The sequence below is a fragment of the Massilia sp. PAMC28688 genome, assembly GCF_019443445.1.
Taxonomy (GTDB): Bacteria; Pseudomonadota; Gammaproteobacteria; order Burkholderiales; family Burkholderiaceae_D; genus Telluria_A.
In genome coordinates, this window is the sequence record NZ_CP080378.1 from 2,717,283 (window position 1) to 2,742,001 (window position 24,719).

Sequence of the window (24,719 nt, forward strand, 5' to 3'; positions counted from 1 at the left end):
CCTAGCCTCTAGCCAGTCAGCTGGCGCCGCACACTTCGCGCACACAGTCGCGCAGCCAGCGGTGCCCCTGGTCGGCCTGCTGGCGCGGATGCCACATCATCGATACCGTCATGCCGGGCACGTCCAGTGGCAGTGTGAAGCTGGCCATTTCCCCGCGCAGATTGCCGGTATGCCGCTCAGGCACGGTCGCGATCATGTCCGAGCCGCGCGCCAGCGCCAGTGCTGCCGAAAAGCCGCCCACGGTGGCGGCCACGTTCCTGCGCAGGCCCTGCGCCTGCAAGGCTTCATCTACCGGCCCAAAGCTGCTGCCGCGCCGCGCCAGTGCAATGTGATCCATCCTGGCGTAACGCCGAACGGTCATTCTTGTCGCCGCCATCGGGTGGCCGGCACGCATCACGCCAATGAAACGGTCGCGAAACAGCGCCTGCACGCGCAGCTCTGGCGCCGCACTTGCCGTCACGATGCCCGTTTCAAGATCAATCCGCCCCTCGCGCAGTGCGTCGCGGTCCTGGTCCGCCTTCGGTAAAAAGCACAGCATCACGCCCGGAGCGGCGCCGCGCACCCGCGCCACGAGCGCAGCCCCGAAATTGTCGACGAAGCCGTCGCCCGCACGCACGGTGAAGGTCCGTTCCAGCGTCCCCAGGTCGATGGGCGCCACCGGCTTGAGCAGTGCTTCAGCCTGTTCGACAAGAGGGCCGGCAAGTTCTCGCAGCTCCAGCGCACGTGGCGTGGGGACCATGGCGCGCCCCGCCCTCACCAGCAGCGGGTCGCCGGTGCTCTCGCGCAGGCGCGCCAGGGTGCGGCTCATGGCTGATGCGCTCAGGTGCAGGCGGCGCGCCGCACGCGCCACATTGCCCTCGGCGAGCAGCACGTCCAGTGCAATAAGGAGGTTAAGGTCAGCGCGGCGCATCGGGCTCCCAAATGTGGAATGGCGTTTGATGCAGGTATCAAGTGCATATGCTGCGTCTTCCGCTATAGATGACGCGATCGTACCATGGGATAAACAACCTGAGGACTGCCATGAAGACCCTACCCGCCACCCCTGTTGTGATCCGCCCGCGCGCCCCTGCTCAAAAGCTGGCGCTGGCCGGCATCTGCCTGGCGATGCTCACTGCGTCGCTCGATACCAGCATCACGCACACGGCCTTGCCTGCGATCGCCGAGGCATTCTCGGCATCCTTCAGGCAGGCGCAGGCGATTGTGATCGTGTATCTGGTAACGCTGACGGCACTGGCGCCGATGGCCGGGCGCGTCGGTGACGCCGCCGGACGCCGCCGTACACTGCTGGCAGGGCTGTCGGTGTTTATCCTGGCCTCGGCACTGTGCGCGGCGGCGCCCACGCTTGCCATGCTGCTCGCCGCCCGCGCGCTGCAGGGCGCCGGCGCGGCAGTGATGACGGCATTGGCCGTCGCTTTGGTTGGCGATGTGGCCGCAGCGGCGGCGCGCGGGCGTGCAATGGGCCTGGTCGGCACCATGTCGGCCGTGGGCACCACGCTTGGTCCGGCGCTGGGCGGCCTGCTGCTCGCCACCTTTGGCTGGCAGTGCGTTTTCGTGGTGAATATTCCGCTTGGCCTGGCCGCGCTGATGCTGGTCTGGCGCTCGCTGCCATCCGATGCGGTGCGACTGCCCGCGCCCGGCGCGGCAGTCGCTTCGCCAGCTCTATGGCGTGAACGCGCCATCGCGGGTAGTCTGGCAATGACGGCGCTGGTGGCGATGGTAATGATGACCACGCTGGTCGTGGGGCCGTTCTACCTGGCGCGCACGCTGGGGCTGGGCGTCGGCCCGGTGGGACTGGCATTGTCGGCCGGCCCCCTGGTAGCCGCGCTCGGTGGCATCCCCGCAGGCGTGCTGGTGGACCGCTTCGGCACCCGGCGTGCCACCATGGCGGGGCTGGCCGGGATGGCATCGGCCTGCGTGCTGCTCGCGGTGCTGCCTGCGGGCCTGGCCACCTATCTCGCTCCGGTGTGCATCCTCACTGCCAGCTACGCGCTGTTTCAGGCTTCCAACGGGAGCGCACTGATCGGCGCTGCGGGTACCGCCCGCCGAGGCGCCGCTGCGGGACTACTCGGCATGGCGAGAAATCTTGGACTGATCGGCGGCGCTTCCTTGATGGGTGCAGTGTTTGCAGCCGGATGGGCGCACGCCGGCGTGGCCGCTGCCGGCGCGGACATGGTGGCCAGCGGCATGCGCACCACCTTCGCGCTCGGCGCCGCGCTGATGGCCGCCGCGCTCGCGCTGTCACGCATGGTGCCGTCAGGGCCGCACGCCGCGAAAGCGTGAGATGGCAGCATGCACCATGCCTTCTGCGCTGCCCTGTTCGTCGAACTGGCGGCGCAGATACGATGCATCGCTGATGTCCTGGGCTACCGCCGACAGGTGCCGCAAGGCCCCCATGCTGCCCAGCGCCTCGCCATGCCGTTCCATCTTGTGCAAGGTGGCCAGGATGTCGTCCCGCAGTGACGTGGTCGCATACGTCTTTGGGTGCGTGATCTGGCCGTCGAGACCGAAGCGGCAGGCCTGGAAGCGGTTGAAGTTGTACACCAGGTAGTCGTCTTCGACGGGCGGCTCTTCGCTGCGCTCGAGCAGATGACGGCACAGGGCCTGTAGATACCCGGCCAGTGCCGCTGCCCGTTCCACCGTGAGCGGGGTGTCGCATACGCGCAGCTCGATCGTGCCGTATTCCGGCTTGGGCCGGATATCCCAGTAAAAATCCTTCATGCTCTTGATGATGCCGGTCGCCTCCATTTTGGCGAAGTATACATTGGCCAGGTGGTCCCAGCTCAAGGTGAAGGGCGCGCGGCCACTCATGGGAAAGGCAAAGACGGAGTTCAGGCGCGCCGAGTCAAACCCGCTGTCGTGACCCTGCACGTAAGGCGAGGAGGCCGAGAGGGCGATAAAGTGCGGTACGTAGCGCGAGAGCGCGTGCAGCAGGTACATGGCGTCGTCGCCCGAGGCGCAGCCAATATGGACGTGCTGTCCAAACACCGTGAACTGCTTGGCCAGGTAGCCGTACAGTGATGACAGCTCGCGAAAGCGCGGCTTTTCAAATATCTTTTGCTCGGACCAGTGCTGGAACGGGTGGGTGCCGCCCCCGGCCAGGCCGATGTTGAGCTGGTCCCCGGCAGCGACCAGGGTGTCGCGGATTTCCACCAGTTCGGCCAGCAGCGGCAAGTGCTGTGAATGCACGCTCGAGTTAATCTCGATCATGCTCTCGGTCATTTCGGGCGTGACGTTGCCGGGAAAGGGCTTGCGTGCCAACAGGTGCAACAGGTCTGGACTTGCCGCGGTCAGGTCAAAGTCCGACAGGCTGACCAGCTGCAGTTCGAGTTCCACGCCAAAGGTCAGCGGCTGCGAATTGTTGAACGATTCCAGTGGCATGTCAGTCCTTGTTGGTTTCGCGCGCCAGCATCAGCGCGCGCTGGATCAGGATGGGTCCGAAGATTTCCAGCAGCAGCGTCACGCCTGCCATGGCGCGCAGTTCGTCGCCAAAGATGACACCGCGCAGGCGCGTGTGCTCCAGCAGGAGGATGACAAACACCGACACGGGCGCCAGGCCAAGACCGGTGAGCGCCCCCTTGCGCCACGAGATGCCTGACAGATGGGCGAACGCGGTAACGCTGGCCGTCTTGGTGAGCAGGCGCACCAGCAGCACCGCCAGAGCGAGCAGGGTGCCGTCGGTGATGGTGCGCCAGTCGAGGGTGGAGGCGGCGAACACGAACAGCAGCACCGTCAGCACTTCGCCCAGCGGGCCGAAATTGCGCTGCGCCTGGCTGAAAGCCACGCGCCGGTGGCGCGCTGTGAGGCCGAACACCAGGGCCGCCACCACGGGCGAGAGCTGGGTGGTGTGGGTGAACCACACCAGCAAAATGACCGCCAGCGCAAAGCCGGTGGTGGCATCCTTGGACAGGTTGCCCATCTGGCGCAGCACGGCCGGCACCGCGACCCCGAACACGGCGCCGGCAAGGGCGGAGAGCAGCGTCACCACCACGCTGTTGAGCGCAGCATGGCCTACGTCTTCGGAACTCTTGAAAATCCAGAAACCCACGATGACGTTGAAGACGAACACCGCCATCACGCAGTTGAGGGCGGTCAGGTGCAGGATCCGTTCCGTCACCTGGCCCGAGCTGCGCGTTTCATTGATGACCCGCACCACGGTGGCGGGGGAAGTGGACATGCCGAGCGCGGCCAGCAGCATGGCCGTCAGGTTCGACGTGCCGAAGGCGAGTGCCACCATATAGATGGCAACAAAGGTGGTCCCCGCTTCGAGCAGCGAGGCGGCGCCCAGCCAGGGATTGGTGCGCAGCCAGCGCAGGTTGATGCGGTAGCCGAGCTCGAACAGGATCAGGCCGAAGCCGACATCGGCCAGCTGGAGAATGGCGCCGGCGCCCGACACGGGCAGCACGCCGATCTGGGGCGCGGCCAGCGCGAAGCCGACAATGCCGTAAAAACTGATCTTGGGCAGGCCGGTCAGGCGCTGGCCAAATTCGCCGGCCACCCAGGCGATGCAGATGGCAATGGGCCACGATAGTTCGGTCAGGATCGTCATCAAATCAGGCATGCAATCCTTTCGGGATGAAGGTGACCAATTTTACAAGACGCCCTGTGGCGCACGATTCCTTATTCCGGGATTCCGTGCGAAATTTTGTTATTTGCTTAACAGACGCATGGCGCGCTCCAGTCCTTCGATGGTCAGGGGGAACATGCGGTGATTCATGATCTGCTTGATGACGGAAATGGACTGCCGATATTGCCACACCCCTTCCGGTTCGGGGTTGAGCCACAGGAATTTCGGGAAAGCATGACAAAAGCGGGCCAGCCATTCGGCGCCGGCTTCTTCATTGTTGTATTCCACCGAGCCGCCCGGTGCCAGCACCTCGTAGGGACTCATGGTGGCGTCGCCCACGAAAATCAGCTTGGTGTCGGGCGGATACTTGCGCAACACGTCCCAGGTGGGAAACCGTTCTGCATTGCGGCGCCGATTGTTCTTCCACAAATAGTCGTACACGCAGTTGTGGAAGTAAAAGAATTCCATGTTCTTGAATTCGGTCTTGGCGGCCGAGAACAGCTCTTCGGTGCGCTCGATATGGTCGTCCATCGACCCGCCGACGTCGAGCAGCATCAGCACCTTGACCTTGTTCTTGCGCTCGGGCTGCATCTTGATGTCGAGGTAGCCCGCATTGCTGGCCGTGGCGCGGATGGTGGCGTCGAGCGCCAGTTCTTCCTCGGCCCCTTCGCGCGCGAACTTGCGCAGGCGGCGCAGTGCGACCTTGATATTGCGCGTGCCCAGTTCGCGGTCGGCATCGTAGTCCTTGTAGGCGCGCTGCTCCCACACCTTGACCGCGGTGCGATTGCGCCCGGCGCCGCCAATGCGGATGCCTTCCGGGTTGGTGCCGCCGTGGCCGAAGGGCGAGGTGCCGCCGGTACCGATCCACTTGCTGCCACCCTCGTGGCGCTCCTTCTGCTCCTTGAGCAGTTCGTTGAGGCGGTCCATCAGCTTGTCGTAGCCGAACTTCTCGAGCTGCGCCTTCTGCTCGTCCGACAATTCGCGCTCCATGCGCTTGACCAGCCAGTCCAGCGGAATGGCCGCGCCACTCTCGAAGGCGGCGTTGATCCCCTTGAAGTACTGGGCAAAGGCGCGGTCGAACTTGTCGAAATGGGCTTCGTCCTTGACCAGCGTGAGGCGCGACAGGTAATAGAAGTCGTCCATTGACGGGGCGATGACGTTGCGGTTCATCGCCTCGAGCAGGGTCAGGAATTCCTTGATCGTGACCGGAATTCTGGCGTCCTTGAGCGTGTAGAAGAAGTCGATCAGCATGCGCTGCTCCTCGATGCATGGCGCTGCAGCCTGTATTCCAGCTGCGCTTTGATTTCGGGCCATTCGCCGCGCGTGATGCTGTACATGACCGTGTCGCGCACGGTGCCGTCGCGGCGCTGCTGGTGGTGGCGCAGCACGCCATCCTTTTTGGCGCCCAGGCGCTCGATGGCGGCCTGCGAGGCATGGTTGAAGTTATCGGTGCGCAGGCCCACCAGCGCGCACGACAGTGTCTCGAACGCGTGCGTCATCAGCATCAGCTTGCAGCTGGTGTTGACGTGGCTGCGCTGGCGGCTCTTGGCATACCAGGTCCAGCCGATTTCCAGGCGCCCGATGTCGGGCACGATGTCATGGTAGCTGGTGGTGCCCATCACGCTGCCGGTGGCGCTGTCGATGACGGCAAACGCCAGGCGGTTGGGCGTGGACAGCGCGCCGGCGATGTACTGCTCCACCTGTTCAGGCTCGGGCACGGAGGTGATCCGCAGCTGCCACAGCTGGCCATCTTCGGCGGCCGCGCGCAAGCCGCCTGCGTGCGCCTGCGCCAGCGGCTCCAGCCGCACCCCGTTGAAGTCGAGCGTGATCGGGGCGGCGTGGATCATCAGCGGTTCATCCGCGACATGGCGATCAGGCGCTCGAACAGGTGCACGTCCTGCTCGTTCTTGAGTAGCGCGCCGTGCAGCGGCGGCACCACGGCCTTGGCATCCTTGCTGCGCAGCGCTTCCGGCGGGATGTCTTCGGCCAGCAGCAGTTTGAGCCAGTCCAGGAATTCGGATGTCGACGGCTTTTTCTTCAGGCCCGGCACGTCGCGCACTTCGTAAAAGCTTTGCAGTGCCTGGGCCAGCAAATCCTGCTTGAGGGTCGGGTAGTGGACCTTGACGATCTGCTCCATCGTGTCCTTGTCCGGGAATTTGATGTAGTGGAAAAAGCAGCGGCGCAAAAAGGCGTCGGGCAGTTCCTTTTCATTGTTGGAGGTGATGATCACGAGCGGGCGGTGTTTGGCCACCACCATTTCGCGCGTTTCGTAGACATAGAACTCCATGCGATCGAGTTCACGCAGCAAATCGTTGGGGAACTCGATGTCGGCCTTGTCGATTTCGTCGATCAGCAGTACCACGGGCTCGGGCGCGGTAAACGCTTGCCACAGCACGCCCTTGACAATGTAGTTGTGGATGTCGCGTACGCGCTCGTCGCCCAGCTGCGAGTCGCGCAGGCGCGACACGGCATCGTATTCATACAGGCCTTGCTGGGCCTTGGTGGTGGACTTGATGTGCCACTGCATGAGCGGCATGTCGAGCGCCTGCGCCACTTCTTCGGCCAGCATGGTCTTGCCGGTGCCCGGCTCGCCCTTGATCAGGAGGGGACGCTGCAGGGTGAGGGCGGCATTGACGGCCAGTTTGAGGTCGGCGGTGGCGACATAGGCGTCGGATCCTTCGAAACGCGGGGCCACCTGGTGAGCTGAAGTCATAGTGTCGGCAGTGAGAAAGTGAACGGTCGTTCGAGTATAAAGCATGTGCGGCGCGGCGGCTGGCAGGCGCTCGCCGGCCCCCGCCGTCCCGTTGCTGGTGTGCGCCGTGTCCCGCGTGGCGCCGGAAGCTGGTGTCCGGGCCGGGCGCCGGGCACCCTGGACGAGGCAAGGTTGACACAGTGAATGTGGACGAGGTTCCGGCAATGGGTTAAAATCGCAGGTTGATAGTGCAAGAAGTAGCATTTTTGCACGTAAGGCACCGACTAATACTGACCATCGCCACCATGAAAAAATTCTTCGCACTTCTCGTGCTTGCCGGCGTCGCCAACCTGTCTGCCGCGGCGGACATCGTTGCCAATGCCAAGGCCGCCAAAGTTGAACAATGCATCGGCTGCCACGGCATTCCCGGCTACAAGGCCACTTTCCCGGAAGTCTACCCAGTGCCAATGCTGGGCGGACAGTCGGCCAAGTACCTGGAAAATGCGCTGAATGCGTACAAGAAGGGTGAGCGCAAGCATCCGTCGATGCGCGGTATTGCCGCCTCGATGACCGACCAGGATATCGCCAACGCTGCCGCGTACTACGCCGCGCAGAAGAAATAAGGACAGAGCCATGAAAAAATTCGTAATCGCCCTGTTCTGCGGCGCCGTTTCCCTGTCCGCTGCGGCCGGCGGCAACGTTGCTATCGGCAAGGAAAAGGCAGCCAAGTTCAACTGCGCCTCGTGCCATGGCGCCGACTACAAGAGCCCGATCGACCCGAGCTACCCGAAACTGGCTGGCCAGCACGCCGGCTACCTGGAAAACGCGCTGCGTGCGTACAAGCGTACGGACGGCATGAATACGCGCCAGAACGCCATCATGGGGCCGCTGGCCAAGCAATTGTCGAACGAAGACATGGCTAACATCGCCGCCTACCTGAGCTCGCTGCCGTCGGACCTGGTCCTCAAGCGCTGAGTTTCTCACCTGCCGGTGGCAGAAAAATCCTTCCCGGTCGGCTTGCGCTGACCCGGAAGGATTTTTTTCGTCCGGGTCAGCCGGCGCGGCGGCGCACGCAGTCGACATAGGCCGCGCCGTCGGGCTGCGTCCCTTCGCGCTGCGACTTCCAGATCATCTCGCCGAGGCACTCCATGATTTCATGATGGGCATCGTGCGGACCGAGGCGCGCGGTGAGGGCGGCGCAGGCGGCGCGGATGCCGGGCGGCTGGTCGATCGAGACCTGCTCGGCGATGGACAGGTGCATGGACAAGTGGAGGAAGGGATTGGCCTGGCCGCCCTCGACCGAATAATCGCGGGCCACGGCGGCATCGGCGTCGGCCAGGACGTCGGCATATTCCGGGTGCTGGCTGATCCAGTCAACCGCGATTGCATCCATGGGCGAGAGGATCTCGCCCGCGCGCTGCTTGCGGAAAGCCTCGCAAAAAAAGCGGCGGACATCGTGAGAAGAAGGCGTAAACATTCGGTAATAACTTTCCTAAAACCAGGGTCAGACCACTTAAACGGGCTAAGAGCAACTTCCGTGGAGCAGAATCCCTGTGGGCTAAAGGTCTGGGGTCAGACCACTTAATCGCGTCTAGAGAAATTTTCGCGAGGCACGGTTATCGACTGGGAGGCGGCGCCCCGGGCAGGTCGTGCCCCACATCGCGGCCCGGCTTGGCCCGGATCACTATCTGATCAGCATCATCGCCGTCCGATTTTGCGCCGCGATGTTCCGTGCTCTGACCACTTAAACGATGCTAAAGAAATGTTCTGTTGGCATCCATTGCGCTCCCACAGCCACCAAACTCCCACGTGGTCTGACCACTTCACGAGAGTGCCGGAAATTGTTTGATGGAGGCATCAAAACGCTTGCAAAAGCACTGTGCCAAGGCATTGGCACGTGATGCGTGTCAGCTTCCCACGGTTTAGTCACGGAACTTTACAGTGAGGACATTTCTTTTTGCGCGTTTAAGTGGTCTGACCCCGGGGGAGAAGTGGCAAAACGCCAACCGTCGCCGCCGCCGGCGGGCGGGACGGTGGCAATCTATTCCTTGGTGGGGGAGAGGATGAGCTCCGGTGGCGCGGGCGTGATCACGACCGGCGCCGCCGCGGGCGCCGCTGCCGCCGCGCTGGCCGCCTGGTGCCGCGGCGCATGCGGCTGGCGCAGGTAGCGCGCCGTATGGCGCCGCTCGTGCGTATGCCCGCCACCGGCCGGCCAGGTCAGGAATCGCGACAATTCCTGCAGGGCGCGCTGATACACATCCCGCTTGAATTCAATCACCACGTCCAGCGGCACCCAGTAATCATGCCAGCGCCAGGCGTCAAACTCGGGGTGGTCGGTCAGGCGCAGATTGACATCGTTATCACGCGCCACCATGCGCAGCAGGAACCAGATCTGCTTCTGGCCCCGGTAATGCCCGCGAATCTCACGCTTGATGAAATGATCCGGCACCTCATAGCGCAGCCAGTCGCGCGTGCGACCCACAATCTTGACGTGCTCCTGCCGTAAGCCGATTTCCTCCTCAAGTTCGCGATACATCGCCTGTTCCGGTGTCTCGCCGTATTTAATGCCCCCTTGCGGGAATTGCCAGGAGTGCTCGCGCACCCGCTTGCCCCACCACACCTCGTTATTGGCGTTAAGCAGGATGATGCCGACGTTGGGCCGAAACCCTTCACGATCGAGCATGATGCACCTCGAAACTTTCTGCCGGTGTGCGCCTTCTTACATATTTACCCACAAAACCACAGCGCATGCGCCGCCCCGCCAGGTTTTCGGGGTACGAAAACGGCGGGAATTGCGTCGAACGGGCCCATTTGTATAAAGATTGGACGCATCAGCCAGCTAATCCTTTAAAATTAGGTTGATTATAACCCTCTCTTTTTAAAAAGAATTCATCGATATGCGCGCCTCACGTTTTTTTATTTCAACTTTAAAAGAAGCGCCTTCCGACGCCGAAATCGTCAGCCATCAGTTGATGATGCGCGCCGGCATGATCAAGCGCCTGGGTTCGGGTATTTACACGTATATGCCAACCGGCCTGCGCATCATCCGCAAGGTCGAAGCCATCATCCGCGATGAGATGAACAAGGCCGGCGGCATCGAGCTGCTCATGCCCCTGGTGCAGCCGGCCGAACTGTGGCAGGAGACGGGCCGCTGGGAGAAAATGGGCCCTGAATTGATGCGCGTGAAGGACCGCCACGGCCGCGAATATGCCATCCAGCCAACTTCCGAGGAAGTCATCACCGACGTGGTGCGCTCCGAGATCAAGTCCTATCGCCAGCTGCCGCTGAACTTCTATCACATCCAGACCAAGTTCCGCGACGAGCGCCGCCCGCGCTTTGGCCTGATGCGCGGGCGCGAATTCACCATGAAGGACGCCTACTCCTTTGACCGCGACGAGGCGGGCCTGAAGGCATCCTACAAGATCATGTTCGATGCCTACACGGCCATCTTCAACCGCTTTGGTCTCAAGTTCCGCGCCGTCGCGGCGGACAATGGCGCCATCGGCGGCTCCGGCTCGCACGAATTTCACGTCATTGCCAGCACCGGTGAAGACGCCATCGTCTACTGCCCCACCTCCGATTACGCAGCCAACATGGAAGCTGCCGAAGCACTGCCCCTCGCACCTGCCCGCGCGCCGGCCACTGCAACCCTGACCAGGACGGCTACCCCCGGCGCCACCAAGTGCGAAACCGTGGCCGGGTTCCTCAAGCTGCCGCTGGCGCACACCGTCAAGACCATTGCTCTGACGGTGGAAAAGGAAGAGGGCGGCAAGCAGGTCAAGGAAAACTGGATGCTGCTCATTCGCGGCGACCATGAGCTCAACGAAGTCAAGGTCGGCAAGGTGCCGGGCCTGGCCCAGCACCGCTTCGCGACCGAGGCGGAAATCCTCGAATGCTATGGCTCCGTACCCGGCTACCTGGGCCCGATCGGCACCAGGCAGCCGGTCACCGTGGTGGCCGACCGCACCGTGGCCAATATGGCCGATTTCGTGTGCGGCGCCAACGAAGAAGGCTTTCACTACACGGGCGCCAACTGGGGCCGCGACATGCCCGAGCCGCTCGTGGCAGACCTGCGCAACGTGATCGAAGGCGATGCTTCGCCCGACGGCAAGGGTGTGCTGGCCATCGAGCGCGGCATCGAGGTGGGCCATGTGTTCCAGCTCGGTACCTCCTACTCCGAAAGCATGAAGGCGACCTTCCTGGACGAAAACGGCAAGCCTGCGCCACTGCAGATGGGCTGCTACGGCATTGGCGTGACGCGCATCCTGGGCGCGGCCATCGAGCAGAATTTCGACGACAAGGGCATCATCTGGCCAGCCGCGATCGCGCCGTTTGAAGTGGTGCTGTGCCCCATGGGCATGGACCGCAGCGAGATGGTCAAGGCCGAAGTCGAAAGCCTGTACACGGCCTTGAAGGATGCGGGCGTGGACGTCATCGTCGACGACCGTGGCCTGCGTCCGGGCGCCATGTTCGCCGACTGGGAACTGATCGGCGTGCCGCACCGTGTGGTGATCGGCGAGCGTGGCCTCAAGGAAGGCAACCTGGAATACCAGGGCCGGCGCGACACCGAAGCGACCGCAGTACCGGTAGCCGGCATGGTCGAATTCCTGAAAGCCAAACTGGCAGCGTGAGGGTGAATCTGTACCTGGGCCGCTCTGTGGTGCCGGCGCTGCTGGTTGCGGCGGCGCTCGCGCTGGCCGGCCCGGCCTGGGCCGGCAACCAGAAAGAGGAAGCGATTGCGGACGCCATGCGCGTGGCGCTGTCCAATGCCATCAAGGACACGCGCCCGCCCAAGCCGGTGTTTCGCGACGAGGCGGCGCGCCAGCGCTACCAGCGCTGGCTGGCGGCCATGTCCGAACGGCTCAAGCGCAAAATGCCCGACGACCAGTCGCGCCTCGAATTCCTTGAAACCACCTGGTACGAATCGAGCCGCGCCGGCCTTGATCCGGGGCTGGTGCTTGGCCTTATCCAGGTCGAATCGGCTTACCGCAAATACGCGGTGTCGATGGTGGGCGCACGCGGCTACATGCAGGTGATGCCTTTCTGGTCGAAGGTGGTAGGCGACAATGACCGCAGCAAGCTGTTTCACATGCAGAGCAACCTGCGCTACGGCTGTTCGATCCTGCGCATGTATATCGATATGGAAGGCGGCAACCTGTATCTGGCGCTGGGCCGGTACAACGGCAGCCGCGGCCGGGCCAAGTACCCCAATGCCGTACTGGCGGCGTGGAAGAAGTGGGAATTCCCGCTGTCGTAAATATCTGGCTGCGCGTATAGCCGCCATGTGGCTACGTGCTCTCGCGCGCAAGCTGCGCGCGGTGTAGACTGCAGGCTTTCTTCCGCACGAAAGCCTGTCCATGCGTTCGATCCTGCCTGCCGCCGCGCTGCTGGCCGCCTTGTGCGGCTGCGCCAGCGTGGCGCCCGATTCTTCCGTCACTCAGTCCGCCCGCCCCAAGAATGTGATCTTCTTCCTGGGCGACGGCATGGGCATGAACACGCTCACCGCCGCGCGTATTTTCGCCGTTGGCGAAGAGGGCCAGCTCACGCTCGACACCCTGCCCGAATCGGCGTTCGTCAAGACTTTCGCGCGCGACGCCCAGGTCACCGACAGTGCCGCCTCGATGTCGGCCTACATGACCGGTGTCAAGGTCAATAACGGGGTGATTGCGATGAGTGCCGATACCATGGCGCTGGCGCCGGGCAAGGATAAGAGCGGCAATGCCACCATCGCGCGCTGCATCAACGGCGCGCCGGTGCCGACGCTGGGCGAGCTGGCACGCCGGCGCGGCCTGGCCGTGGGCGTGGTCACCACCACCCGCGTGACTGACGCGACGCCGGCAGCTGTCTATGCGCATGCCTGCGATCGCGGAATGGAGACCGATATCGCAGCTGCCCTGGTGCCCGGCGGCGCCGGCTACAACAGTGCGCTTGGCGCCGGCGGCATCGATGTGCTCTTTGGCGGCGGCACCAGTGCCTTTCAGAGCGTGGCCAATGGTGGCAAACGCGCCGACGGCCGCGACCTGCTGGCAGAGATGCAGGCGCGCGGCATCAGCACCGCGCTCAATGCAGCGCAGTTTCGCGCCATCGACCGCATGCCGGCCGCGGGCCTGTTTGCCGCGACCGACATGTCGTACGATGCCGTGCGCGACCCTGCCCGAGAACCCAGCCTGGCGGACATGGCTGGCAAGGCGGTCAAGCTGCTGTCGACAAACCCGAATGGGTTTTTCCTGGTGGTGGAGGGCGGCCTGATTGACCACGCGCTGCACGACACCCAGGCCAAGCGCGCCTTGCAGGAGGTGGTCGCCTTTGACAACGCGCTCAAGGCGGTGATAAGCCAGATGCAGGGCATTGACCCGGGCTTGAGGAATACGCTTATCGTGGTCACGGCCGACCATGACCACACCCTGCACCTGAATGGCTATGCGCGCCGCACCGGCAAGACCACCGACACCGAACCGGGCGTGCTGGGACTGGTGCGCCGGGTGTCCGACGGCAAGCCCCAGCTTGATCTCGACGGCAGGCCGTACACGATCATTGGCTTTGGCACTGGCGAACACCGGGTGCAGGGGGCGCGCTCCAGCGTCGCGCCGCTGACCGACGCGCTGGTTGCGGCCGACGGCTACCATCAGGAAGCCGTGGTGCGCACCGCCCCCGGCAGCGAAACCCATGGCGGTACCGATGTGTACCTGGGCGCCATCGGCGCCGGGGCCCACACCTTCCACGGCACCATCGACAACACGCGCGTCTTTGAATTGATCAAGGCGGCCGCCGGCTGGTAAGGCGGCAGACGACAAGGGAAACGACCATGAAACTCACTCCACTCTGCGCGCTCCTGATGGCCGCCCTGTGCAACGCGGCCGCTGCCGCGCCGGCGGCAAAGAACGTCATCTTCTTCCTCGGCGACGGCATGGGCGCGACCACCCTGACCGCCGCCCGCATCTTCAAGTACAAGGAGGAGGGCTTGCTGCACATGGAGTCGCTCGAACGCAGCGCGCGCGTCAAGACCTATTCCAACAATGCCCAGACCACGGACAGCGCGCCGTCCATGGGCGCTTACATGACGGGCATCAAGATCAATAATGATGTCATTTCGATGGCCGACGCCAGGCCCGTGGCGCCGGCCAGGGACGCCAACGGCAATCCATCGATTGACCAGTGCGGGGCAGGCAATGGCCGCGCCGCGCCCACCCTGCTGGAACTGGCCAAGGCGCGCGGCAAGGCCGTGGGCGCGGTGACCACCACCGAGATGACGCATGCCACGCCGGCATCGACCTTCGCCCACAGCTGCGATCGCGATGCCGGGTACAGCATCGCGGCCCAGATCGTGCCGGGCGGCGCCGGCTACAATCCGGCCCTGCGCGACGGGGTGGACGTGCTGATGGGCGGCGGGCGCCATCACTTCACCCCGTTCGACCGGGTGCGTAACCCCACGGGCCGTGGCGACGGACGTGACCTGCTCGGTGAATTGGCCGCCCAAGGCTACGCGGTTGCCCATACCCGCAGCCAGATGCTGGCGGCGCAGCCGGGCCGCAAGTTCGTGGGCATCTACAGCGACAGCAGCCACCTGGATTACGACATCGAGCGCCGCGCGGAGCAACCCTCGCTGTCGGAAATGGCGCTAAAAGCGGTGGACCTGCTGGCGCCGGACCCGGATGGCTTTTTCCTGATGGTTGAAGGCGGCAAGATCGACCACGCCCTGCACGACTCCAACGCCAGCCGTGCCTTGTCCGAAACCATCGCCTTTGATGATGCGATCAAGGCCGTCATCGAGCGCATGAAGGTGCTTGATCCGGGCCTGCGCAATACGCTCATTGTGATCACGGCGGACCACGACCACGCCATCAGCATGAATGGCTACGGCAAACGCGGCAACCCGATTCTCGACATCGTGCGCAACTACACCGACGGCCAGCCAGCCCGCGACGCCGACGGCAAGACCTTCACCACCCTCGTTTTTGGCAATGGCCCCAACCGCCTGGCGCAGCGCGTGGACGTGGACAGCAAGGCCGCCCTGCAGCGCGATTATCACCAGGAGAGCGGCGTCCGCCTCAAAGGGGAAACCCATGGCGGCGGCGACGTGAAGCTGTTTGCCACCGGCGCCGGCTCCCAGGTATTCAAGGGCACCATGGAAAACACGAAGGTCTTTCACCTGATGAAGCAGGCATTCGGTTTCTAACCCCTGAATGCACGAAGGCCCCGTTTTCACAAGCGGGGCCTTCTGAATCCGGTGGGCCCTTCTGGCCCGGCGACAGCGTGGATTACTTCAGGTGATCCGAAATGAGCTTGGTCATTTCGAACATCGAGACCTGGGCTTTGCCGCCGAAGACAGCCTTGAGCTTGTCGTCTGCATTGATCATGCGGCGGTTCGCTGCGTCCTGCAGGTCGTGCTTCTTGATGTAATCCCAGACTTTCTTGGTCACTTCGGTGCGTGGCAGCGGCGTTGCGCCAACCACTTCAGCCAGCGTTGCGGATGGCGTCATCGCTTTCATGAAAGCGGCATTTGGCTTGCGAGCTGCTGCTGGTTTCTTGGCTGCTGCTTTTGGTGCTGCATCTTTAGGAGCTGCTGCTTTTTTTGCTGCAGGCTTTGCTGCTGGCTTCGCCGCTGCTTTTTTTGCTGGCGCTGCTGCTGGGGTTTTTTTGGCTGTTGCCATCTTCGAGCCTCCTTAACAAACACGTGGGAAATTGCGCAATTGATCGCACGGCTTATATTGGTTGGGTTTCTGCGATGACGCAAGTGTTTTTCGAGAATTTCCCCCCTTTTTCAGAGGGAAAAGCCCGTTCTAGGCCCTTGGGCGGGCCGCCATCGCAGTTTTAAGCGCCAATCGCCTCAGCGCATGCCGCCCGGGAGCATGCCCTTCATCCCGCGCATCATCTTCATCATGCCGCCGCCCTTGAGCTTTTTCATCATGGCCTGCATCTGGTCGTACTGCGCCAGCATGCGGTTCACTTCCTGCACCTGGACCCCGGCGCCGGCGGCGATGCGGCGCTTGCGGGTGGCCTTGATCAGCTCCGGCTTGGCCCGCTCCTGCGGCGTCATGGAGTCGATGATGCCCACCATGCGGCGCACCTGCTTGTCCGCCTGGTCCATGTTGGCACCGCCGGCAGCCTGCTGGAACTGGGCCGGCAGCTTGTCGATGAGGCTTGCCATGCCCCCCATTTTCTTCATCTGGCCCAGCTGCGACTTGAAGTCGTTCATGTCGAATTTGCCGCCCACCTTGATCTTGTTGGCCAGGTCGGTCGCGGCCTTGCTGTCGACACCCTTGCGCGCTTCTTCGACCAGCGCCAGGATGTCGCCCATGCCCAGGATGCGGTTGGCCATGCGCTGGGCGTCGAACGCTTCCAGGCCGTCCAGCTTTTCCGACACGCCGGCAAACTTGATCGGCTTGCCCGTGATGTGGCGCACCGACAGGGCCGCGCCGCCGCGCGAGTCGCCATCGAGCTTGGTGAGCACAATGCCGGTCAGCGGCAGGGCATCATTGAAGGCCTTGGCCGTGTTGATCGCGTCCTGGCCCAGCATGGCGTCGACCACGAACAGCGTTTCGATCGGCTTGACCGCCTTGTGGACGGCGGTAATCTCCTGCATCATCGCTTCGTCAATACCGAGCCGGCCGGCGGTGTCGATGATGAGAACATCGTGGTAGTGCTTCCTGGCCCAGTCCAGCGCGGCCAGCGCGATGTCGACCGGCTTGTCGCTGGAGGTGGAGGGGAAAAAATCGGCGCCGACCTGTTTGGTCACCGATTCGAGCTGGGCGATCGCAGCCGGACGGTACACGTCGGCCGACACGGTCAGTACCTTTTTCTTTTTCTCTTCCTTGAGGTACTTGGCCAGTTTGCCGGTGGTGGTGGTCTTACCCACACCCTGCAGGCCGGCCATGAGGATGATGGCGGGCGGCTGCTGGGCAAAACTGAGCTGCGATGCTTCCGGACCCAGGTCGGCGCCGATCAGGATGGCCAGCTCGCGCTGGACCACGCCCACCAGGGCCTGGCCGGGACTGAGCGAGCCAATGACTTCTTCGCCCAGGGCTTTTTCCTTGACCCGGCTGATGAATTCGCGCACGGCCGGCAGGGCAACGTCGGCCTCGAGCAGCGCCAGGCGCACTTCGCGCAGCATCTCGGCGGTATTGGTTTCGGTCAGACGCGCCTCACCGCGCATGGTCTTGACGACCTTGGCAAGGCGTTGGGTTAGATTATCGAGCATGGCAGACCTGACTAATATATATAGGCGATGCGGCGAGGGTGCCGCGCTGGCGCCATTTTACCCTATGTGCCAGGGCGATAAGCCCGCTAAAGCGGGCCGTGGGACGGGGCGAACCCAGGCACGATGATCTCCCGCCGAGCCGCTCCGATGGTGTAAACTTAAGCGATGCTCATTTCCCTCTACCTGGCCGCCGCGCTCCTGTACGCCGTCTGCGCCATCATTCCCGCCCGCCAGGGTGGCCTCATTTCCGGCATGACGGCCGGGGCCTGGCTGCTGCACGCCGCTGCCCTGTGGTTCGACATGTTCGCGCCCGGCACGGTGCGCATCGGGTTTGCCCAGATGCTGTCGGCGGCGCTGTGGCTGTCGGTGGCAGCCTACTGGCTGGAAAACCGCAATTTCGCGCTCGACGGCCTGCGCCGCCTGGTCATGCCCAGCGCCGCCATGGTGGCCATCCTGCCGGCCCTGTTTCCGGGCAGCGTGCTGCAGCTGCAGGACAACGCGCCGGCCCTGGGCTGGCACATCACCATCGCCATCCTCGCCTACAGCACGCTCACCATCGCCGCCTTTCACGCCGTGCTCATGGCGCTGCAGGAGTCGCGCCTGCACACGCGGCGCGCCCATTCCGGCTGGCTGGCCGGCGCCATCGACCAGCTGCCGGCCCTGCTGACCATGGAAAAACTGCTGTTCCGCCTGATCTGGATCGGCTTCATCCTGCTCACCCTCACGGTGCTGTCGGGCGTGGTGTTCAGCGAACAGCTCTTTGGCCGCGTCATGACCTGGGATCACAAGAGCATTTTCACGCTGCTGTCGTGGGTGCTGTTCGCGGCCCTGCTGACGGGACGGCGCTGGCGCGGCTGGCGCGGCAAGACGGCGCTGCGATTTACGCTGGCCGGTTTTGCCACGCTGGCGCTGGCCTATGTGGGCAGCCGCTTCGTGCTGGAAGTGGTGCTGCACCGCGGGGTGGTGGCATGAGGATACTGTTCTGGATTGCGCTGGCCCTGCTGATCTATTTTGCCGTGCGCAGCAAGCTGCGCGCGCTGGCACACAGGCAGAAGGCGGCGCAGGAGCGGGCCGAAGCTGAACAGCGCAGTCAGGCCCTGGGCGAAGGCGAGCAGATGACCAGCTGCGCCCATTGCCACGTCTACTTCCCGGCCTCCGAGGCGGTGCGCGCCGACGGCCAGGATTTCTGCAGCCCGGCCCACGTGCGCCTGCCGCCCCAGTAAGCGCAATGTCCATGAGACGCTGGAGCGAACTGTCGCCCGATTCGCGCGAGACTTTCTGGCGTTCGCTGCATGCCATGAATGGCACCCGGATCGTCATTGCGGTGGTGCTGCTGCTGTACCTGGTGTTCGACCGCCAGGATTACACCACCGGCTACTTCCTGTACGCCGAAACGTGCGTGTTCTACCTTGCCATGTCCTGCGTGTTTGCCGTGCTGGCGGTGTATGTGCGCAAGCGCTTCCTGGTCCATGTGGTGGTGCAGATCGCGGTCGACATTGCCGTTATTTCCACCCTTTACCTGACTGCCGGCGGCGCCCGCAGCGGTCTGGTGATCCTTTATCTGTTCCCGCTGGGCGGGGCGGCCATCCTGGCGCCCCTGATCCTGTCGCTGTTTTCGGCCTCGCTGGTGGCGCTGTTCCTGCTGGCCGAGACCATCTACCAGGTCTTCATGGGCGACCGCAGCACGCCGCTCACCCAGGCCGGCCTGTATGGCGCGGTGTTCTTTGCGCTGGTGCTGGTGGTCAGTCGCCTGGCCGCCAAACTGATCGGCCAGGAAGAACTGGCCGCGCGGCGCGGCCTGGATTTGTCGGTGCAGCAGGCCATCAACCAGCTCATTATTGCCGACGTCGAGGACGGCATCCTGGTGGTGGGGGGCGCGGGCGAGGTGTTTACCTGCAACCCGGCGGCCCTGTTCATGCTGGGCCTGTCCGGCGGCACCAGTCAGTTCAAGCTCACCGACATCGGCGCGCTGGAACCGGTGGCGCACGCCTTTTCCTCGTGGCTGGCGCAGCCCCTGGGCGACGATGGCAAGCTGCCGCAGCGCGCCGCCTTTGTCACCGTCAAGCCGCACCATCCGACGCCGGGCAAGTATCAGCACAGTGCCTGGACCGGCCGGCGCGACCTCTCGGCCCACCTCAAGCTGCGCTTTACCAGGGTGGACACGGCCGACACGGGCGCCATGCGCTTTGTGATCTTCATGCAGGACGTGACGGCCATCGAAAACCAGGCGCAGGAACTCAAGCTTGCGTCCATGGGCCGGCTTACCGCCAGCATTGCCCACGAAGTGCGCAATCCGCTGTCGGCCATCGGCCACGCCACGGCCTTGCTGGCGGAAGACCTGTCCGACAAGGCCCATGTGCGGCTGCTGAAAATCGTGGGCGACAATGTGGCGCGGGTGAACCGGATGGTGGAAGACATCCTGCAATTGTCGCGCAAGGTGCAGCCCAATGGCGAGCCGCTGTATCTGGGCAGCTTTCTCGAGGAGCTGACCACGGAATTCCAGGAAACGCATGGCATGCGCGATGATATAGTGTTGGTTGGCAATACCGGGACGGCGCCGGTGCGCTTTGACCAGCTGCACCTGCGCGAAGTGCTGGTCAATCTGCTGACCAATGCCATCCGCTACGCAAGCGGGGCGCCGGCCAGCATCCGCATTTATGCGCTCACCGGCGTGGCGGGGCGCATGGAACTTCACGTGCAGGACGACGGACCGGGCATCACGCCCGATGTGCGCGCCCACCTGTTCGAGCCCTTTTACACCACTTCCAACAAGGGCACGGGACTGGGCCTGTACCTGGCGCGCGAGCTGTGTCTCAATAATGACGCCACGCTCGATTATGAATACCGGTTTGATGCGGTCGATGGCGGCGCCCACAAGGCCAGCGGCCGCTTTGTGATCACCTTTGCCCAGCCGGTGGCGCTGTGAGCGCCCGGCCCCACAGTCAGCGAAAGGCAGTTTTATGACATCACCCCGAATCCTGATCGTCGACGACGAAGCGGACCTGCGCGAGCTGCTGGAGATCACCCTGGTGCGCATGGGACTTGATGTCGACAGCGCCGCCACGCTGGGCGAGGCGCGCGCCCTGTTCGCGCAGGGCGACTACGCGCTGGTGCTGACCGACATGCGCCTGCCCGATGGACTGGGCCTGGAGCTGGTGCGCGAGGTGAGCGCTTCCAACAAGAGCACGCCGATCGCCGTGATCACTGCCTACGGCAGCGCCGACAATGCGGTGGTGGCCCTCAAGGCCGGCGCCTTTGACTACGTCTCCAAGCCTGTGGTGCTGGATGAACTGCGGGTGATGGTGCAATCGGCCCTGCGCCTGCCGTCCGAGGGCGGGCGCAAGGCGGGCGGCGGCGAGCGGCGCCTGCTGGGGGATTCGGCGGTGGTGCAGGCGCTGCGTGCACAGATCGCGCGCCTGGCCCGCTCGATGGCGCCGATTGCCATCACGGGCGAATCGGGCAGCGGCAAGGAGCTGGCCGCGCGCGAAATCCACGCTCAGAGCGCGCGCGCCGCCAAGCCTTTCATTGCAGTGAACTGCGGCGCCATCCCGGAAGCGCTGATGGAAGCGGAATTCTTCGGCTATCGCAAGGGGGCATTTACCGGCGCGGTCGACGAGCGCGATGGCTTTTTCCAGGCGGCCAACGGTGGCACCCTGATGCTCGACGAAGTGGCCGACCTGCCGCTGGCCATGCAGGTCAAGCTGCTGCGCGCCATCCAGGAGCGGCGCGTACGCAAGATTGGCGCCACCGCCGAGGAACCGGTGGACGTGCGCATCATCAGCGCCACCCACCAGAACCTGGCCCAGTGCGTGGAAACCGGCAAATTCAGGCAGGACCTCTTTTATAGGCTGAACGTGATCGAGCTGTCGGTGCCGCCCCTGCGCGAGCGCACCGACGACCTGGGCGTGCTGTCAGATGCCATCCTGGCCCGCCTTGCCGCGCCGGGCCAGACGGCGGTGCTCGGGCCGGGCGTGCTGGACGCCTTGCGTGCGTATTCCTTCCCGGGCAATGTGCGCGAGCTGGAAAACGTCATTGAACGGGCACTGGCCTTTGCCAACGATGGCGTGATCGAAGTGCAGGACCTGTCGCTCAAGGGGGCCCGGCTGGCAGCCGTTGCGGAGCCGCCCGCCGTGATGACGGCCAGCGCGCCGGCCGCGGCGGAGGATTTTTCGGCTGCCGCAGTATTGACGCCGCCAGCGTCTGTGATGCCGGCTGCGGCACCCCGTCCACACTTGCCGGGCGCGGACCAGCCGCTGCCGAGCAGCCTGCCGGACTATCTTCACCAGGTCGAACGCGACATCATCATCCGCGCACTGACCCAGACGCAGTACAACCGCACCCAGGCGGCACAGCTCCTGGGCATCAGCTTTCGGCAGCTGCGCTACCAGATGCAAAAGCTCGATATCCAGGAGCCGGATACTTAAAATGCCTTGCGCATCGGGCAGTTCCGAGATTAAACGGGTGAACTAATACCTCGCGCACTCGGCGGCGGCGGTGCCCAGCACTGATTCACGAATGTCGCAGCCTTCAAATTCACGTTAAGCCGCTCGAATTCGGAGAATTGGACAAGGCATGCGCAACTTGTATCTCCGTCATTTGATCGGTGTGTCCTTTCAGGCGCGATATCAAGCCATGCTCTCTGTTTCGCGCTTGCCCATCAGCGTCGCATACTTGGCCTTGAAGTCGTCGCCCACATACATTACCCGTGGATCGGATGGCATGGTGGCGTCCGCGCCGAAACCGGCAATAGAATTGTGGACATAGCGGTCGAAGAAGCCGATGATCCGTTCATCTTTCAAGCCTGCATTATCGATAAATTCTGCTTTGTATGCGTCCACCATCGCCTTATAGAAAGGGCGCAGCTTGGTGTAACCAACCGCGCGCCTGCCCGCGCTTTTAGGATCCATTACATCGTCGTAGATTTCCTGCACATCAGTGAGTAATTGCGCGTCAAAAAAAGAAATGTGCGCAAAGAGGTCGCCAGTCTTCGGCACCGAGTGAATCTTTGCCACCGTCTCGCGCCACGCCTTATATGACTTAACAATTTCGCCATTCAGTCGAATCACTTCCTTTTCGGCGTGGACCCGGTCCTCGCCCATCAGTTCGCCGATCTTGTTCAAATCGTTCTGATACATATTCCGCATTAAAACGTTTCTGTCATAAGACGCTTTCAAAGGCCTTTCTTCAGCGTGAAGCTGCTTAAGCACGCCTTTAAACTTAGTCTCAGTTGCTTGGATGGGAGCAGACTCTTCCTTGTTTTTCTTGGTGCGAATTTTATGGAAGCGCCACTTGAAGTATAGTCGCATGTGTTCGATTACCAGCTCGCCCAGATTTTTCGACTTGCCAAGCTGGCTGCAATAGTAGTCATAGTCTTTGGCTACTACACTATTCATTCGGAAATCGAATCTTTGAAACTGGTTCCATGCGGACTGTGGCTTCAAGGGAACGCCGGCTTGGATCGCAAGGTCGTACATATGCACTAACGGGAGCAACCCGAACCTTGTTTCCCCTTCAACGTTTTTACCTCCCTCTCCTGGTGCATAGCTGCCACCAATATCGGAATGCACGCCTGCATAGACAAATTCATTCCAATGGGCTGGTCGGTGCCATTTGCCGTGTTCGTCTGCGACGGAGATCGTGTCGACAGGGAACGAATTTCGCTGTTCATGCCCTGCAATAAAATGGGTCACGTTCTCAACATATGAAGGTATGACTAAACGGCCACCCCATTCCATGTGGCCATCGTGAATGCCCGGGGCAGGGTCCGCGCCGGGTGCGGCATTCGGCGAGAATGCCAACATGCGCGGCGCGGTCATCCAGAATTTCTTCAGCCGCATGTTGATGTGAGACTTGGCATTGCCGGTAATCGCATCGACGGTCTCGAGATTATTTGAGGACATGGGAATGCCGACGGATGCTACGGTGTCAAATAATCCGAGAAAACGAATTCTGACCACGTAGCCTCCGCTACGCGTGACAAGTTTGCCACCCTTCATTACACAATAGCGTTTGATGAAATCGTTCGTAAAAGCTCGGGCTGCCGCCGCGCCACGGCTGAATCCAAACACTGCGATATTAATCTCTTCAATTGCATTGACAGGGTTGTTTGCCAATTGTACGTGCTTCATCATGAACTTGCCATACTCATCAAGTGCCCATGTGATGCGTGTTTCGCCGCGGGCACCTGTGCCAAGCCCCATCTTGGTTCCACCTTCATCTTTGGCAGGGAAGAAATAGGTGCCCACTCCGGGTACATAAATTCTATGAATATTCGGGTACGGCTTTCCGTCCGACTGCAGGACCCCACCAATATTTTCGTCGCCGTAATGAGTCCGGAATAGTTTCGCTACATTGCTGTGCTTTCCATTGCCAAAATCCGCGTTCAGGTTATTGCCGGTGCCATCAAAGAAAAAGGAAAACCAAATCCTCTGAATACAGGAGCCAAAAGGAACTAGATTGCTCAAGTTGCGTAGACACTGCGCCGTGTTCGCTTCAGGAGATTGTCGTGGCAATTCTGATTTTGGTTTAGCCAAACCCGGCGCTCGCGCATCCCCGGCTGCTTCGAGATTCGCCGCCGATGGTGAAATCTTGCCCTGGATTCGCTCCCCGCTGGGACTATTCGGTCGGCTTTGCGTCATTGGGACATTTCCTGAATGGTGTATTGACTCTGCGGTTTTGATCGAGCGACAATCTAGGAGGGGAGATTTCGTCTGTAACGTAAGCTTGGGCTGGGCGGTCAGGGAAAATATGAATTTCAAGATACCGAGGCATCGTAGAAGAAGCGCTAGCATTCACCTTTACAGCCTCTGTGGTGTAGAAGCTGTGTATATCGTAAAAGACCTCCCCGTCCTCCGCTACTCTAGTTCCGTAAGTGCAGGCATCAGACTGCCAGCGAAGACTAATCTCGTGGGGCGCAGAGCCTATTGTGTAGGTCGAGCAACAAACACTACCGCCTCCGCCGCCGCTGGCGCTGCTAACGTATAGGTTTCCACCTCCAGTGCCATCGACGTAAAAATCATTGATGTCCTTGTCGGTATAGTTGTAGCCAACAATGGTAAGCGGCACGGTTTCACCGGTTGACAATGCGGGATTGGCAAGCTGTTCTCTTGTTGTTGCCGAGATCGGAATTTTGCTACCTTTGGGTTCGCACGCGGTCACAAACAGGAGGCAAAGAATCAAGACTATGGCACTCAGGGTGAGATCGATTTTCATATATTGCTTTACCAGCCTGATTGCAACAATTGGAGAGTGAGGACGTTTGTGTG

General features: G+C 62.4%; 23 protein-coding genes. 11 read left to right on the top strand and 12 right to left on the bottom strand.

Annotated features, from left to right (window positions below; genetic code table 11):
- Positions 1 to 16: 16 nt before the first annotated feature.
- Positions 17 to 910, bottom strand: coding sequence for a LysR family transcriptional regulator (locus KY495_RS12200; protein ID WP_219883971.1), 894 nt, complete (start codon positions 908 to 910; stop codon positions 17 to 19).
- 110 nt (positions 911 to 1,020) lie between these two features.
- Between KY495_RS12200 and KY495_RS12205 the strand changes: the two genes are divergently transcribed.
- Positions 1,021 to 2,280, top strand: a complete 1,260-nt coding sequence (locus tag KY495_RS12205; protein WP_219883973.1) for an MFS transporter — start codon at positions 1,021 to 1,023, stop codon at positions 2,278 to 2,280.
- On the opposite strand, the gene KY495_RS12210 is transcribed toward KY495_RS12205, so the two are convergent.
- The 5 genes from KY495_RS12210 to KY495_RS12230 form a co-directional block, all read right to left on the bottom strand.
- Positions 2,254 to 3,378, bottom strand: a complete 1,125-nt coding sequence (locus tag KY495_RS12210; RefSeq protein ID WP_219883974.1) for a YbdK family carboxylate-amine ligase — start codon at positions 3,376 to 3,378, stop codon at positions 2,254 to 2,256. The genes KY495_RS12205 and KY495_RS12210 overlap by 27 nt on opposite strands.
- 1 nt (position 3,379) lies before the next feature.
- Positions 3,380 to 4,558, bottom strand: a complete 1,179-nt coding sequence (locus KY495_RS12215) for a cation:proton antiporter (RefSeq protein ID WP_219883976.1) — start codon at positions 4,556 to 4,558, stop codon at positions 3,380 to 3,382.
- Positions 4,559 to 4,645: 87 nt separating this feature from the next.
- Positions 4,646 to 5,815, bottom strand: a complete 1,170-nt coding sequence (locus tag KY495_RS12220; RefSeq protein WP_219883977.1) for a VWA domain-containing protein — start codon at positions 5,813 to 5,815, stop codon at positions 4,646 to 4,648.
- Positions 5,809 to 6,411 (bottom strand): GNAT family N-acetyltransferase, encoded by a 603-nt coding sequence (locus KY495_RS12225; RefSeq protein WP_219883979.1) that lies wholly within the window; start codon positions 6,409 to 6,411, stop codon positions 5,809 to 5,811. The genes KY495_RS12220 and KY495_RS12225 overlap by 7 nt, the downstream gene beginning before the upstream one ends.
- Positions 6,411 to 7,277, bottom strand: a complete 867-nt coding sequence (locus KY495_RS12230; RefSeq protein ID WP_219883981.1) for a MoxR family ATPase — start codon at positions 7,275 to 7,277, stop codon at positions 6,411 to 6,413. The genes KY495_RS12225 and KY495_RS12230 overlap by 1 nt, the downstream gene beginning before the upstream one ends.
- 284 nt (positions 7,278 to 7,561) lie before the next feature.
- Here KY495_RS12230 and KY495_RS12235 point away from each other — a divergent pair, with 284 nt between their 5' ends.
- Both KY495_RS12235 and KY495_RS12240 read left to right on the top strand, forming a co-directional pair.
- On the top strand, positions 7,562 to 7,879 hold the full coding sequence (locus KY495_RS12235) for a c-type cytochrome (RefSeq protein WP_219883983.1): 318 nt from the start codon (positions 7,562 to 7,564) through the stop codon (positions 7,877 to 7,879).
- Positions 7,880 to 7,889: 10 nt separating this feature from the next.
- Positions 7,890 to 8,231 carry a cytochrome c gene (locus KY495_RS12240; protein ID WP_219883984.1) on the top strand — a complete coding sequence of 114 codons (342 nt, stop codon included), beginning with the start codon at positions 7,890 to 7,892 and terminating at the stop codon, positions 8,229 to 8,231.
- Positions 8,232 to 8,307: 76 nt separating this feature from the next.
- On the opposite strand, the gene KY495_RS12245 is transcribed toward KY495_RS12240, so the two are convergent.
- Together KY495_RS12245 and KY495_RS12250 are read right to left on the bottom strand one after the other, a co-directional pair.
- Positions 8,308 to 8,733, bottom strand: coding sequence for a DUF1841 family protein (locus KY495_RS12245; protein ID WP_219883985.1), 426 nt, complete (start codon positions 8,731 to 8,733; stop codon positions 8,308 to 8,310).
- Between the two features lie 564 nt (positions 8,734 to 9,297).
- A complete protein-coding gene (locus KY495_RS12250) occupies positions 9,298 to 9,939 on the bottom strand; it encodes an RNA pyrophosphohydrolase (RefSeq protein WP_229518591.1) in 642 nt (213 codons plus the stop codon).
- 214 nt (positions 9,940 to 10,153) lie between these two features.
- On the opposite strand from KY495_RS12250, the gene KY495_RS12255 reads away from it, so the two are divergent.
- The 4 genes from KY495_RS12255 (at position 10,154) to KY495_RS12270 (ending at position 15,432) form a co-directional block, all read left to right on the top strand.
- On the top strand, positions 10,154 to 11,887 hold the full coding sequence (locus KY495_RS12255; protein ID WP_219883986.1) for a proline--tRNA ligase: 1,734 nt from the start codon (positions 10,154 to 10,156) through the stop codon (positions 11,885 to 11,887).
- Between the two features lie 8 nt (positions 11,888 to 11,895).
- On the top strand, positions 11,896 to 12,513 hold the full coding sequence (locus KY495_RS12260; protein WP_229518622.1) for a lytic transglycosylase domain-containing protein: 618 nt from the start codon (positions 11,896 to 11,898) through the stop codon (positions 12,511 to 12,513).
- 100 nt (positions 12,514 to 12,613) lie between these two features.
- Positions 12,614 to 14,035: an alkaline phosphatase gene (locus tag KY495_RS12265; protein ID WP_219879719.1), complete on the top strand. Its 1,422-nt coding sequence runs from the start codon at positions 12,614 to 12,616 to the stop codon at positions 14,033 to 14,035.
- 26 nt (positions 14,036 to 14,061) lie between these two features.
- Positions 14,062 to 15,432, top strand: a complete 1,371-nt coding sequence (locus KY495_RS12270; RefSeq protein ID WP_219879720.1) for an alkaline phosphatase — start codon at positions 14,062 to 14,064, stop codon at positions 15,430 to 15,432.
- An 82-nt stretch (positions 15,433 to 15,514) separates the two neighbouring features.
- Here KY495_RS12270 and KY495_RS12275 read toward each other — a convergent pair whose 3' ends face one another.
- A complete protein-coding gene (locus KY495_RS12275) occupies positions 15,515 to 15,907 on the bottom strand; it encodes an SWIB/MDM2 domain-containing protein (protein WP_219879721.1) in 393 nt (130 codons plus the stop codon).
- 176 nt (positions 15,908 to 16,083) lie between these two features.
- Complete coding sequence (gene ffh, locus KY495_RS12280; RefSeq protein WP_219879722.1) at positions 16,084 to 17,454, bottom strand: signal recognition particle protein; 1,371 nt, start codon at positions 17,452 to 17,454, stop codon at positions 16,084 to 16,086.
- Between the two features lie 165 nt (positions 17,455 to 17,619).
- On the opposite strand from ffh, the gene KY495_RS12285 reads away from it, so the two are divergent.
- From KY495_RS12285 to KY495_RS12300, 4 genes are read left to right on the top strand one after another with little or no spacing between them, the layout of a single operon-like run.
- Positions 17,620 to 18,426, top strand: coding sequence for an inner membrane protein YpjD (locus KY495_RS12285; RefSeq protein ID WP_219879723.1), 807 nt, complete (start codon positions 17,620 to 17,622; stop codon positions 18,424 to 18,426).
- On the top strand, positions 18,423 to 18,677 hold the full coding sequence (locus KY495_RS12290) for a PP0621 family protein (RefSeq protein WP_219879724.1): 255 nt from the start codon (positions 18,423 to 18,425) through the stop codon (positions 18,675 to 18,677). Before KY495_RS12285 ends, KY495_RS12290 begins: the two co-directional genes overlap by 4 nt.
- Positions 18,678 to 18,688: 11 nt before the next feature.
- Complete coding sequence (locus tag KY495_RS12295; RefSeq protein ID WP_219879725.1) at positions 18,689 to 20,380, top strand: ATP-binding protein; 1,692 nt, start codon at positions 18,689 to 18,691, stop codon at positions 20,378 to 20,380.
- 34 nt (positions 20,381 to 20,414) lie between these two features.
- Entirely contained in the window at positions 20,415 to 21,878 is a 1,464-nt protein-coding gene (locus KY495_RS12300; protein ID WP_219879726.1) for a sigma-54 dependent transcriptional regulator, read from the top strand.
- A gap of 201 nt (positions 21,879 to 22,079) precedes the next feature.
- Here the strand turns inward: KY495_RS12300 and KY495_RS12305 are convergent, their stop codons facing one another.
- Both KY495_RS12305 and KY495_RS12310 read right to left on the bottom strand, forming a co-directional pair.
- Positions 22,080 to 24,092: a DUF2235 domain-containing protein gene (locus tag KY495_RS12305; RefSeq protein ID WP_219879727.1), complete on the bottom strand. Its 2,013-nt coding sequence runs from the start codon at positions 24,090 to 24,092 to the stop codon at positions 22,080 to 22,082.
- Positions 24,070 to 24,666 carry a DUF3304 domain-containing protein gene (locus KY495_RS12310; RefSeq protein ID WP_219879728.1) on the bottom strand — a complete coding sequence of 199 codons (597 nt, stop codon included), beginning with the start codon at positions 24,664 to 24,666 and terminating at the stop codon, positions 24,070 to 24,072. The genes KY495_RS12305 and KY495_RS12310 overlap by 23 nt, the downstream gene beginning before the upstream one ends.
- Positions 24,667 to 24,719: the final 53 nt, after the last annotated feature.

Coding starts and splice junctions, on each gene's coding strand:
- KY495_RS12265 (WP_219879719.1), top strand. CDS start 12,614: ATGCGTTCGATCCTGCCTGCCGCCGCGCTGCTGGCCGCCTTGTGCGGC.
- KY495_RS12245 (WP_219883985.1), bottom strand. CDS start 8,733: ATGTTTACGCCTTCTTCTCACGATGTCCGCCGCTTTTTTTGCGAGGCT.
- KY495_RS12250 (WP_229518591.1), bottom strand. CDS start 9,939: ATGCTCGATCGTGAAGGGTTTCGGCCCAACGTCGGCATCATCCTGCTT.
- KY495_RS12270 (WP_219879720.1), top strand. CDS start 14,062: ATGAAACTCACTCCACTCTGCGCGCTCCTGATGGCCGCCCTGTGCAAC.
- ffh (WP_219879722.1), bottom strand. CDS start 17,454: ATGCTCGATAATCTAACCCAACGCCTTGCCAAGGTCGTCAAGACCATG.
- KY495_RS12200 (WP_219883971.1), bottom strand. CDS start 910: ATGCGCCGCGCTGACCTTAACCTCCTTATTGCACTGGACGTGCTGCTC.
- KY495_RS12300 (WP_219879726.1), top strand. CDS start 20,415: ATGACATCACCCCGAATCCTGATCGTCGACGACGAAGCGGACCTGCGC.
- KY495_RS12290 (WP_219879724.1), top strand. CDS start 18,423: ATGAGGATACTGTTCTGGATTGCGCTGGCCCTGCTGATCTATTTTGCC.
- KY495_RS12255 (WP_219883986.1), top strand. CDS start 10,154: ATGCGCGCCTCACGTTTTTTTATTTCAACTTTAAAAGAAGCGCCTTCC.
- KY495_RS12305 (WP_219879727.1), bottom strand. CDS start 24,092: ATGACGCAAAGCCGACCGAATAGTCCCAGCGGGGAGCGAATCCAGGGC.
- KY495_RS12235 (WP_219883983.1), top strand. CDS start 7,562: ATGAAAAAATTCTTCGCACTTCTCGTGCTTGCCGGCGTCGCCAACCTG.
- KY495_RS12295 (WP_219879725.1), top strand. CDS start 18,689: ATGAGACGCTGGAGCGAACTGTCGCCCGATTCGCGCGAGACTTTCTGG.
- KY495_RS12310 (WP_219879728.1), bottom strand. CDS start 24,666: ATGAAAATCGATCTCACCCTGAGTGCCATAGTCTTGATTCTTTGCCTC.
- KY495_RS12240 (WP_219883984.1), top strand. CDS start 7,890: ATGAAAAAATTCGTAATCGCCCTGTTCTGCGGCGCCGTTTCCCTGTCC.
- KY495_RS12210 (WP_219883974.1), bottom strand. CDS start 3,378: ATGCCACTGGAATCGTTCAACAATTCGCAGCCGCTGACCTTTGGCGTG.
- KY495_RS12215 (WP_219883976.1), bottom strand. CDS start 4,558: ATGCCTGATTTGATGACGATCCTGACCGAACTATCGTGGCCCATTGCC.
- KY495_RS12285 (WP_219879723.1), top strand. CDS start 17,620: ATGCTCATTTCCCTCTACCTGGCCGCCGCGCTCCTGTACGCCGTCTGC.
- KY495_RS12230 (WP_219883981.1), bottom strand. CDS start 7,277: ATGACTTCAGCTCACCAGGTGGCCCCGCGTTTCGAAGGATCCGACGCC.
- KY495_RS12275 (WP_219879721.1), bottom strand. CDS start 15,907: ATGGCAACAGCCAAAAAAACCCCAGCAGCAGCGCCAGCAAAAAAAGCA.
- KY495_RS12205 (WP_219883973.1), top strand. CDS start 1,021: ATGAAGACCCTACCCGCCACCCCTGTTGTGATCCGCCCGCGCGCCCCT.
- KY495_RS12220 (WP_219883977.1), bottom strand. CDS start 5,815: ATGCTGATCGACTTCTTCTACACGCTCAAGGACGCCAGAATTCCGGTC.
- KY495_RS12225 (WP_219883979.1), bottom strand. CDS start 6,411: ATGATCCACGCCGCCCCGATCACGCTCGACTTCAACGGGGTGCGGCTG.